Source organism: Streptococcus sp. CL5.50 (assembly GCF_049738015.1).
In the GTDB taxonomy this organism is placed as follows: Bacteria; Bacillota; Bacilli; order Lactobacillales; family Streptococcaceae; genus Streptococcus; species Streptococcus mitis_CA.
Map to the genome: position 1 here is coordinate 301,693 of NZ_JBKOTR010000001.1, position 10,866 is coordinate 312,558.

Here is a 10,866-nt window from a genome sequence, read left to right on the forward strand (position 1 = left end):
TTGGAAAAAAAATTCCAACCCTTTTGGCTTTTGAAAGGAAAAATAAATGACCAAATTACTTGTAGGATTAGGAAATCCAGGAGATAAATATTTTGAGACCAAACACAATGTTGGTTTTATGTTGATTGACCAACTAGCGAAAAAACAGAATGTCACATTTACACACGATAAGATATTTCAAGCTGACCTAGCATCCTTTTTCCTAAATGGAGAAAAAATTTATCTTGTCAAACCAACGACATTTATGAATGAAAGTGGAAAAGCGGTTCATGCTTTATTGACTTACTATGGTTTGGATATTGAAGATTTACTCATCATTTATGATGATCTTGACATGGAAGTTGGAAAGATTCGTTTAAGAGCAAAGGGATCCGCAGGTGGTCATAATGGTATCAAGTCTATTATTCAACATATTGGAACCCAAACCTTTAATCGTGTTAAGATTGGAATCGGAAGACCTAAAAATGGAATGTCAGTTGTTAACCATGTTTTGAGTACCTTTGACAAGGATGATTATATTGGTATTTTACAGTCTATTGACAAAGTTGACGATTCTGTAAACTACTATTTACAAGAGAAAAATTTTGAGAAAACAATGCAGAGGTATAACGGATAAATGTTAACCTTATTAGATTTATTCTCAGAAAATAATCAGATAAAAAAATGGCATCGAAATCTGACAGATAAGAAAAGACAATTAATGTTAGGCTTGTCAACTTCTACAAAAGCTTTAGCAATTGCTAGTAGTTTGAGACAGGAAGATAAGATTGTGTTATTGACGTCAACTTATGGAGAAGCAGAAGGACTTGTTAGTGATCTTATATCTGTCTTGGGTGAGGAACTTGTCTATCCATTTTTAGTAGATGACTCCCCTATGGTCGAGTTTTTGATGTCTTCACAAGAAAAAATCATTTCACGGGTTGAAGCCTTGCGTTTTTTGACTGATTCATCTAAGAAAGGGATTTTAGTTTGTAATATCGCAGCAAGTCGATTGATTTTACCGTCTCCCAATATATTCAAAGATAGTATTGTAAAAATAACAGTTGGTGAAGAATATGATCAACACACGTTTATCCATCAGTTAAAGGAAATAGGTTATCGCAAAGTTACGCAAGTACAAACTCAAGGTGAGTTTAGTATTCGAGGAGATATTTTAGATATTTTTGAGATGTCTCAGTTAGAACCTTTCCGAATCGAGTTTTTTGGTGATGAAGTAGATGGAATTCGGACTTTTGAAGTCGAAACACAATTATCAAAAGAAAATCAAACAGAACTCACTATCTTTCCAGCAAGTGATATACTTTTGAGGGAAAAGGACTATCTACGAGGGCAGTCAGCTTTAGAAAAGCAAATTTCAAAGACCTTATCACCAATTTTAAAATCATACTTGGAAGAGATTTTGTCAAGTTTTCATCAAAAACAAGTACATTCAGATAGTCGAAAGTTTTTATCTTTATGTTACGATAAAACATGGACTATATTTGATTATATTGAAAAAGATACACCAGTGTTTTTTGATGATTACCAAAAATTGATGAATCAGTATGAAGCCTTTGAAGGAGAGTTAGCGCAATACTTTACGGAAGATTTACAGAATGGTAAATCATTTTCTGATATGCAGTATTTTGCAGATACAGAGCAAACCTATAAAAAACAAAGTCCAGTTACCTTTTTCTCCAATCTCCAAAAAGGGTTAGGAAATCTCAAGTTTGAACACATTTATCAATTTAATCAATTTCCCATGCAGGAGTTTTTCAATCAATTTTCTTTTCTTAAAGAAGAAATTGAGCGATATAAAAAAATGGACTACACCATTATTCTGCAATCTAGCAATTCAATGGGAAGTAAAACATTGGAGGATGTTTTAGAGGAATACAAGATTAAATTGGATTCCAGAGATAAGTCAAGTATCTGTAAAGAATCTGTAAACTTGATTGAGGGTAATCTAAGACATGGTTTTCATTTTGTAGATGAAAAAATTCTCTTGATCACTGAACATGAGATTTTTCAAAAGAAATTAAAACGTCGTTTTCGAAGACAACATGTTTCAAATGCAGAGCGATTAAAAGATTATAATGAACTTGAAAAAGGGGACTACGTTGTTCACCATATTCATGGAATTGGTCAATATCTAGGCATTGAAACAATTGAAATCAAAGGGATTCACCGTGATTATGTCAGTGTTCAATATCAAAATGGGGATCAAATCTCCATCCCAGTTGAGCAGATTCAGTTACTGTCAAAATATGTTTCAAGTGATGGGAAAGCTCCAAAACTTAATAAATTAAATGATGGTCATTTTAAAAAGGCTAAGCAAAAAGTTAAGAACCAGGTAGAGGATATAGCTGACGATTTAATCAAGCTTTATTCTGAGCGTAGTCAGTTGAAGGGGGTTGCTTTCTCAGCTGATGATGATAATCAACATGCTTTTGATGATGCCTTCCCTTATGTTGAAACGGATGATCAACTTCGTAGTATTGAGGAAATCAAGAGAGATATGCAGGATTCTCATCCCATGGATCGACTTCTAGTTGGAGATGTTGGTTTTGGGAAGACTGAAGTTGCAATGCGTGCAGCCTTTAAGGCGGTCAATGATCATAAACAAGTTGTCGTTCTAGTTCCGACAACGGTTTTAGCGCAACAACACTATACAAATTTTAAAGAGAGATTCCAAAATTTTGCAGTTAATATTGATGTGTTGAGTCGTTTTAGAAGTAAAAAAGAGCAGACTGAAACACTTGAAAAATTGAAAAAGGGTCAAGTTGATATTTTAATTGGAACACATCGTGTTTTGTCAAAAGATGTTGTATTTGCTGATTTGGGCTTGATGATTATTGATGAGGAACAGCGATTTGGTGTCAAGCATAAGGAAACCTTGAAAGAACTGAAAAAACAAGTAGATGTCCTGACCTTGACAGCAACGCCAATTCCTCGTACCCTTCACATGTCTATGCTGGGAATCAGAGATTTGTCTGTTATTGAAACTCCGCCGACTAATCGTTATCCAGTGCAAACCTATGTTTTAGAAAAGAATGATAGTGTGATTCGTGATGCTGTCTTGCGTGAAATGGAGCGTGGAGGTCAAGTTTACTATCTTTACAATAAAGTTGACACGATTGATCAGAAGGTTTCCGAATTACAGGAGTTGATTCCAGAGGCTTCGATTGGGTATGTTCATGGGCAAATGAGTGAGATTCAGTTAGAAAATACTCTACTGGATTTCATTGAAGGTCAGTATGATATTTTAGTGACGACTACCATTATTGAGACAGGGGTGGACATTCCAAATGCTAATACTTTATTTATTGAAAATGCGGACCATATGGGCTTGTCAACCTTGTATCAGTTAAGAGGAAGAGTCGGTCGTAGTAATCGTATTGCTTATGCCTATCTCATGTATCGTCCAGAAAAATCAATCAGTGAAGTCTCCGAGAAGAGATTAGAAGCGATTAAAGGATTTACAGAATTGGGTTCTGGATTTAAGATTGCAATGCGAGATCTTTCAATTCGCGGAGCAGGAAATCTTTTAGGAAAATCCCAGTCTGGTTTCATTGATTCTGTTGGTTTTGAATTGTATTCGCAGTTATTGGAGGAAGCTATTGCTAAACGACATGGTAATGGGAACACAAGAACCAAAGGAAATACTGAATTGATTTTACAAATTGATGCCTATCTTCCTGATACTTATATTTCTGATCAACGACATAAGATTGAAATTTACAAGAAAATTCGTCAAATTGACAACCGTGTCAACTATGAAGAATTACAAGAAGAGTTGATGGACCGCTTTGGAGAGTACCCAGACGTGGTAGCCTATCTTTTAGAGATTGGTTTGGTTAAGTCTTATCTTGATAAGGTCTTTGTTCAACGTGTGGAACGAAAAGAAAATAAGATTACAGTTCAATTTGAAAAAATTACTCAGCGATTGTTTTTGGCTCAAGATTATTTTAAATCTTTATCCGCAACGAATTTAAAAGCAGCCATAACTGAGAATAAGGGATTAATGGAAGTTGTATTTGATGTCCAAAATAAGAAGGACTATGAAATTTTAGAAGGTCTGCTCATTTTTGGAGAAAGTTTATTAGAGATAAAAGTATCGAAAGAAGGCAATTCCCTTTAACATTTTTCTTCTATAAAATAGATAAAAATGATACAATAATAATTTGAGGTAATAAAAATGAGATTAGACAAATATTTAAAAGTATCACGAATTATCAAGCGTCGTACAGTCGCAAAAGAAGTAGCAGATAAAGGAAGAATCAAGGTAAATGGAATCTTGGCCAAAAGTTCAACGGATTTGAAAGTTAATGACCAAGTTGAAATTCGCTTTGGCAATAAGTTGCTACTTGTAAAAGTACTAGAGATGAAGGATAGTACAAAAAAAGAAGATGCAGCAGGAATGTATGAAATTATCAGTGAAACACGGGTAGAAGAAAATGTCTAAAAATATCGTACAATTGAATAATTCTTTTATTCAAAATGAACACCAACGTCGTCGCTATCTGATGAAAGAACGACAAAAACGTAATCGTTTCATGGGTTGGGTTCTTATTTTGATGATTTTATTGTTCATTTTACCAACTTATAATCTTGCTCAAAGCTATCATCAATTACTCCAAAGACGTCAACAGTTATCAGACTTGCAAACTCAGTATCAAACCTTGAGTGAGGAAAAGGAGAAAGAGACAGCTTTTGCCACAAAGTTGAAAGATGAAGATTATGCTGCTAAATACATGCGTGCAAAATATTATTATTCTAAGAATCGGGAAGCTGTTTATACGATTCCTGACTTGCTCCCAAGGTGATAAAATGGAAAATTTATTAGATGTAATAGAGCAATTTTTGAGTCTATCGGAAGAAAAGCTGGAAGAGTTGGCTGATAAAAATCAATTATTGCGTTTACAAGAAGAAAAGGAAAGGAAGAATGCGTAAATTCTTAATTATTTTGTTGTTACCGAGTTTTTTGACCATTTCAAAAGTCGTTAGCACAGAAAAAGAAGTAGTCTATACTTCGAAAGAAATTTATTACCTTTCACAATCTAACTTTGGTATTTATTTTAGAGAAAAATTAAGTTCTCCCATGGTTTATGGAGAGGTTCCTGTTTATGCGAATGAAGATTTAGTAGTGGAATCTGGAAAATTGACTCCCCAAACAAGTTTTCAAATAACCGAGTGGCGCTTAAATAAACAAGGAATTCCGGTATTTAAGCTATCAAATCATCAATTTATAGCTGCGGACAAACGATTTTTATATGATCAATCAGAGATAACTCCAACAATAAAAAAAGTATGGTTAGAATTTGATTTTAAACTGTACAATAGTCCTTATGACTTAAAAGAAGTGAAATCATCCTTATCAGCTTATTCTCAGGTATCAATCGATAAGACCATGTTTGTAGAAGGAAGAGAATTTCTACATATTGATCAGACTGGATGGGTAGCTAAAGAATCAACTTCTGAAGAAGATAATCGGATGAGTAAAGTCCAAGAAATGTTATCGGAAAAATATCAGAAGGATTCATTTTCTATTTATGTTAAGCAACTGACTACTGGAAAAGAAGCTGGTATCAATCAAGATGAAAAGATGTATGCAGCTAGTGTTTTGAAACTCCCTTATCTTTATTATACGCAAGAAAAAATAAATGAGGGGATTTATCAGTTAGACACGACTGTAAAATACGTATCTGCAGTCAATGATTTTCCAGGTTCTTATAAACCAGAGGGAAGTGGTAGCCTCCCTAAAAAAGAGGATAATAAAGAGTATTCTCTCAAGGACTTAATAACGAAAGTATCAAAAGAATCGGATAACGTAGCTCATAATCTGTTGGGATATTACATTTCAAACCAATCTGATGCCACATTTAAATCCAAGATGTCTGCTATTATGGGAGATAATTGGGATCCAAAAGAAAAATTGATTTCTTCTAAAATGGCTGGGAATGTTATGGAAGCTATTTATAATCAAAACGGATTTGTATTGGAGTCCTTGACCAAAACAGATTTTGATAATGAGCGCATTGCCAAAGGTGTTTCTGTGAAGGTAGCTCATAAAATTGGAGATGCGGATGAATTTAAGCATGATACGGGTGTTGTCTATGCAGATTCTCCATTTATTCTTTCTATTTTCACTAAAAATTCTGATTATGATACGATTTCTAAGATAGCCAAAGATGTTTATGAGGTTCTAAAATGAGGGAACAAGATTTTTTAAATCATTTTCTCAAGAAGGGATATTTCAAAAAGCATGCTAAAGTGGTGCTAGCTCTTTCTGGTGGATTAGATTCTATGTTTCTATTTAAGGTATTGTCTACTTATCAAAAAGAGTTAGAAATTGAATTGATTCTTGCTCATGTGAATCATAAGCAGAGAGTAGAATCAGATTGGGAAGAAAAGGAATTAAGGAAGTTGGTTGCTAAAGCTGGACTTCCTATTTATGTCAGCAATTTTTCAGGAGAATTTTCAGAAGCGCGTGCACGAAATTTTCGCTATAATTTTTTTCAAGAGGTCATGAAAAAGACAGGTGCGACAGCCTTAGTCACTGCCCACCATGCTGATGATCAGGTGGAAACGATTTTGATGCGTTTGATTCGAGGTACTCGTTTGCGCTATCTATCAGGAATTAAGGAGAAGCAAGTGGTCGGGGATATAGAAATTCTTAGGCCCTTCTTGCATTTTCAGAAAAAAGACTTTCCACTAATTTCTCACTTTGAAGATACATCAAATCAGGAAAATCATTATTTTCGCAATCGTATTCGAAATTCTTATTTACCAGAATTAGAAAAAGAAAATCCTAGATTTAGAGATGCAATCTTAAGTATCGGAAATGAAATTTTAGATTATGACCTAGCTATAGCTGAATTATCAAAGAATATTGATGTGGAAAATTTACAACAGTTATTTTCTTATTCTGAGTCAACACAAAGAGTCTTACTTCAAACTTATCTGAATCGTTTTCCAGATTTGAATCTTACAAAAGCTCAGTTTGATGAAGTTCGACAGATTTTAAAATCTAAAAGCCAGTATCGTCATCCGCTTAAAAATGGCTATGAATTGATAAAAGAGTACCAACAGTTTCAGATTTGTAAAATCAGTCCGCAGGCTGATGAAAAGGAAGATGAACTTGTGTTACACTATCAAAATCAGGTATCTTATCAAGGATATTTATTTTCCTTTGGGATTCCATTAGAAGGTGAATCAATTCAACAAATACCTGTTTCACGCGAAACATCCATACACATTCGTTATCGAAAACCAGGAGATGTTTTGGTTCAAAATGGGCATACAAAAAAACTCAGACGTCTATTTATTGATTTGAAAATCCCTATGGAAAAGCGGAAATCTGCTCTGATTATTGAGCAATTTGGTGAAATTGTCTCAATTTTGGGAATTGCGACCAGTAATTTGAGTAAAAACACGAAAAATGATATAATGAACACTGTACTTTATATAGAAAAAATAGATAGGTAAAAAAATGTTAGAAAACGATATTAAAAAAATCCTCGTTTCACACGATGAAATTACAGAAGCTGCTAAAAAATTAGGTGCTCAACTCACTAAAGACTATGCAGGAAAAAATCCAATTTTAGTTGGAATTTTAAAAGGATCTATTCCTTTTATGGCTGAATTAGTTAAACATATTGACACACATATTGAAATGGACTTCATGATGGTTTCTAGCTACCATGGTGGGACAGCAAGTAGCGGTGTCATCAATATCAAGCAAGATGTGACTCAAGACATCAAAGGAAGACATGTTTTATTTGTAGAAGATATCATTGATACAGGTCAAACTTTGAAGAATTTGCGAGATATGTTTGTTGCAAGAGATGCAGCTTCTGTTAAGATTGCAACCTTGTTGGATAAACCAGAGGGACGTGTTGTAGAAATTGAGGCTGACTATACCTGCTTTACTATCCCAAATGAGTTTGTAGTAGGTTATGGTTTAGACTACAAAGAAAATTATCGTAACCTTCCTTATGTTGGAGTATTGAAAGAAGAAGTGTATTCAAATTAGAAAGAACAATTTTTAATGAAAAAACAAAATAATGGTTTAATTAAAAATCCTTTTCTATGGTTATTACTTATTTTTCTCCTAGTTACAGGTTACCAGTATTTTAGTACAGGTAGTGTTGCAGGGAAAAGTGAGCAGATTAATTATACAGAATTGGTAAAAGAAATTACCGATGACAATGTAAAAGAATTAACTTACCAACCAAATGGTAGTGTTATCGAAGTTTCGGGTGTTTATAAAAATCCTAAAACGAGTAAAGAAGAAACAGGTATCCAGTTCTTTTCTCCTTCTGCTACAAAAGTAGAGAAATTTTCAAGTATTATTCTTCCTTCAGATACTACCGTATCAGAATTGCAAAAACTTGCTTCTGACCATAAGGCAGAAGTAACTGTTAAGCATGAAAGTTCAAGTGGTATGTGGATTAATATTCTTGTATCCATTGTGCCATTCGGTATTCTGTTCTTCTTCCTATTCTCTATGATGGGAAATATGGGAGGAAATAATAGCCGTAACCCGATGAGTTTTGGACGTAGTAAGGCCAAAGCTGCAAATAAAGAAGATATTAAAGTAAGATTTTCAGATGTTGCTGGAGCTGAGGAAGAAAAACAAGAACTAGTTGAAGTTGTTGAATTCTTAAAAGATCCAAAACGATTTACAAAACTTGGAGCCCGTATTCCAGCAGGTGTTCTTTTGGAGGGACCTCCAGGAACAGGTAAAACTTTGCTTGCTAAGGCAGTCGCCGGAGAAGCAGGTGTTCCATTCTTTAGTATCTCAGGTTCTGACTTTGTAGAAATGTTTGTCGGAGTTGGAGCTAGTCGTGTTCGTTCTCTTTTTGAAGATGCCAAAAAAGCAGCACCAGCTATTATCTTTATCGATGAAATTGATGCTGTTGGACGTCAACGTGGAGTTGGTCTTGGCGGAGGTAATGACGAACGTGAACAAACCTTGAACCAACTCTTGATTGAGATGGATGGTTTTGAGGGAAATGAAGGGATTATTGTCATCGCTGCGACAAACCGTTCAGATGTACTTGACCCTGCCCTTTTGCGTCCAGGACGTTTTGATAGAAAAGTATTGGTTGGCCGTCCTGATGTTAAAGGTCGTGAAGCAATCTTGAAAGTTCACGCTAAAAATAAACCTCTGTCAGACGATGTTGATTTGAAATTAGTGGCTCAACAAACCCCAGGTTTTGTTGGAGCAGATTTAGAGAATGTCTTGAATGAAGCGGCTCTAGTTGCTGCTCGTCGCAATAAATCGATAATTGATGCTTCAGATATTGATGAAGCAGAAGACAGAGTTATTGCTGGACCTTCTAAGAAAGATAAGACAGTTTCACAAAGAGAACGTGAATTGGTTGCCTACCATGAGGCTGGACATACCATTGTTGGCCTAGTCTTATCGAATGCCCGTGTTGTTCATAAGGTTACAATTGTACCAAGAGGTCGTGCAGGTGGTTACATGATTGCACTTCCTAAGGAAGATCAAATGCTTCTATCTAAAGAAGATATGAAAGAGCAATTGGCTGGCTTGATGGGTGGACGTGTAGCTGAAGAAATTATCTTTAACGTCCAAACTACAGGAGCTTCAAACGACTTTGAACAAGCGACTCAAATGGCGCGTGCAATGGTTACAGAGTACGGGATGAGTGAAAAACTTGGTCCAGTTCAATATGAAGGAAATCATGCCATGTTTGGTGCACAAAGTCCTCAAAAATCAATTTCAGAACAAACAGCTTATGAAATTGACGAAGAGGTTCGTTCATTATTGAATGAGGCACGAAATAAAGCCGCTGAAATTATTCAGTCAAATCGTGAAACTCACAAGTTGATTGCAGAAGCATTATTGAAATACGAAACATTGGATAGTACACAAATTAAAGCTCTTTACGAAACAGGAAAGATGCCTGAAACAGTCGAGGAGGAATCTCATGCACTATCTTATGATGAAGTAAAGTCAAAAATGAATGATGAAAAATAACCCAAAGAGAGGCAAGCCCTCTCTTTTTTGTGCAGTTGAGGCGGTGTAGGGAACAGAATAGGCGAAAAGGCCCCAATTAAGTTCTTGATTTGTTAGACTGTATCTAGAAAGGGGGAAGCTTATGCTTAAAAAATTGTATGAAGAAGTCCAAGGAATTGTATACAAGTGTAGAAATGAATATTACCTTCATTTATGGGAGTTATCGGATTGGGACCAAGAGGGAATGATCTGCTTACATGAATTGATCAGTAGAGAAGAAGAACTGGTAGAAGATATTCCACGCTTACGTAAATATTTCAAGACTAAGTTTCGTAATCGAATTTTAGACCATATCCGTAAACAAGAAAGTCAGAAGCGTAGATATGATAAAGAACCTTATGAAGAAGTGGGAGAGATTAGTCATCGTATCAGTGAGGGAGGTCTGTGGCTAGATGAGTATTATCTCTTTCATGAAACACTAAGAGATTATAGAAACAAACAAAGCAAAGAGAAGCAAGAAGAGTTAGAACGCATCTTAAGACATGAACGCTTCCGAGGGCGTCAAAGAGTTCTAAGGGACTTGCGTATTGTGTTTAAAGAGTTTGATATCCGTAGTCGGTAAGAAGCCATGTAAAAAAATGAAAAAAATAGAAAAAAGTAGTTGACAAAGTTAGAAAAGTCGGTATAATAGTAAGAGTTGAAAACACCAACTCTGGTCCGTTGGTCAAGGGGTTAAGACACCGCCTTTTCACGGCGGTAACACGGGTTCGAATCCCGTACGGACTATGGTATGTTGCGGATGGAACACTTGATGAAAAAAGTTCAAAAAAGTTTCAAAAAAGTGTTGACAAGCGAAAGTGCCTGTGATATACTAATATAGTTGTCGCTTGAGAGAAGCG

General features: G+C 35.2%; 10 protein-coding genes and 1 tRNA gene. All 11 read left to right on the forward strand.

From position 1 onward, the window contains the following. Positions 1–46: 46 nt before the first annotated feature. The 11 genes from pth to ACLNCV_RS01565 all read left to right on the forward strand — a co-directional run bounded on the left by pth (position 47) and on the right by ACLNCV_RS01565 (position 10,753). Positions 47–616, forward strand: coding sequence for an aminoacyl-tRNA hydrolase (gene pth, locus ACLNCV_RS01515; protein WP_000163938.1), 570 nt, complete (start codon positions 47–49; stop codon positions 614–616). Continuing rightward, positions 617–4,120, forward strand: coding sequence for a transcription-repair coupling factor (gene mfd / locus ACLNCV_RS01520; protein ID WP_424844795.1), 3,504 nt, complete (start codon positions 617–619; stop codon positions 4,118–4,120). 57 nt (positions 4,121–4,177) lie between these two features. Further along, positions 4,178–4,444, forward strand: a complete 267-nt coding sequence (locus tag ACLNCV_RS01525; RefSeq protein ID WP_001234978.1) for an RNA-binding S4 domain-containing protein — start codon at positions 4,178–4,180, stop codon at positions 4,442–4,444. Continuing rightward, positions 4,437–4,805, forward strand: a complete 369-nt coding sequence (locus ACLNCV_RS01530) for a septum formation initiator family protein (protein WP_000041905.1) — start codon at positions 4,437–4,439, stop codon at positions 4,803–4,805. The genes ACLNCV_RS01525 and ACLNCV_RS01530 overlap by 8 nt, the downstream gene beginning before the upstream one ends. 4 nt (positions 4,806–4,809) lie before the next feature. Further along, on the forward strand, positions 4,810–4,932 hold the full coding sequence (locus tag ACLNCV_RS01535; protein WP_000429339.1) for an SP_0009 family protein: 123 nt from the start codon (positions 4,810–4,812) through the stop codon (positions 4,930–4,932). After that, entirely contained in the window at positions 4,925–6,193 is a 1,269-nt protein-coding gene (locus ACLNCV_RS01540; RefSeq protein ID WP_060627316.1) for a serine hydrolase, read from the forward strand. Before ACLNCV_RS01535 ends, ACLNCV_RS01540 begins: the two co-directional genes overlap by 8 nt. Then, positions 6,190–7,467 carry a tRNA lysidine(34) synthetase TilS gene (tilS, locus tag ACLNCV_RS01545; RefSeq protein ID WP_153209004.1) on the forward strand — a complete coding sequence of 426 codons (1,278 nt, stop codon included), beginning with the start codon at positions 6,190–6,192 and terminating at the stop codon, positions 7,465–7,467. Before ACLNCV_RS01540 ends, tilS begins: the two co-directional genes overlap by 4 nt. Positions 7,468–7,471: 4 nt before the next feature. After that, positions 7,472–8,014: a hypoxanthine phosphoribosyltransferase gene (gene hpt / locus ACLNCV_RS01550; RefSeq protein WP_153209006.1), complete on the forward strand. Its 543-nt coding sequence runs from the start codon at positions 7,472–7,474 to the stop codon at positions 8,012–8,014. A 15-nt stretch (positions 8,015–8,029) separates the two neighbouring features. Further along, complete coding sequence (gene ftsH / locus ACLNCV_RS01555; protein WP_153209008.1) at positions 8,030–9,988, forward strand: ATP-dependent zinc metalloprotease FtsH; 1,959 nt, start codon at positions 8,030–8,032, stop codon at positions 9,986–9,988. Positions 9,989–10,109: 121 nt separating this feature from the next. Further along, the gene (locus ACLNCV_RS01560) at positions 10,110–10,589 is read left to right on the forward strand and encodes a sigma-70 family RNA polymerase sigma factor (RefSeq protein WP_153209010.1); all 480 of its coding nucleotides are present in this window, start codon (positions 10,110–10,112) and stop codon (positions 10,587–10,589) included. 92 nt (positions 10,590–10,681) lie between these two features. Then, a tRNA-Glu gene (locus ACLNCV_RS01565) sits at positions 10,682–10,753 on the forward strand. Positions 10,754–10,866: the final 113 nt, after the last annotated feature.

Coding starts and splice junctions, on each gene's coding strand:
- pth (WP_000163938.1), top strand. CDS start 47: ATGACCAAATTACTTGTAGGATTAGGAAATCCAGGAGATAAATATTTT.
- mfd (WP_424844795.1), top strand. CDS start 617: ATGTTAACCTTATTAGATTTATTCTCAGAAAATAATCAGATAAAAAAA.
- ACLNCV_RS01525 (WP_001234978.1), top strand. CDS start 4,178: ATGAGATTAGACAAATATTTAAAAGTATCACGAATTATCAAGCGTCGT.
- ACLNCV_RS01530 (WP_000041905.1), top strand. CDS start 4,437: ATGTCTAAAAATATCGTACAATTGAATAATTCTTTTATTCAAAATGAA.
- ACLNCV_RS01535 (WP_000429339.1), top strand. CDS start 4,810: ATGGAAAATTTATTAGATGTAATAGAGCAATTTTTGAGTCTATCGGAA.
- ACLNCV_RS01540 (WP_060627316.1), top strand. CDS start 4,925: ATGCGTAAATTCTTAATTATTTTGTTGTTACCGAGTTTTTTGACCATT.
- tilS (WP_153209004.1), top strand. CDS start 6,190: ATGAGGGAACAAGATTTTTTAAATCATTTTCTCAAGAAGGGATATTTC.
- hpt (WP_153209006.1), top strand. CDS start 7,472: ATGTTAGAAAACGATATTAAAAAAATCCTCGTTTCACACGATGAAATT.
- ftsH (WP_153209008.1), top strand. CDS start 8,030: ATGAAAAAACAAAATAATGGTTTAATTAAAAATCCTTTTCTATGGTTA.
- ACLNCV_RS01560 (WP_153209010.1), top strand. CDS start 10,110: ATGCTTAAAAAATTGTATGAAGAAGTCCAAGGAATTGTATACAAGTGT.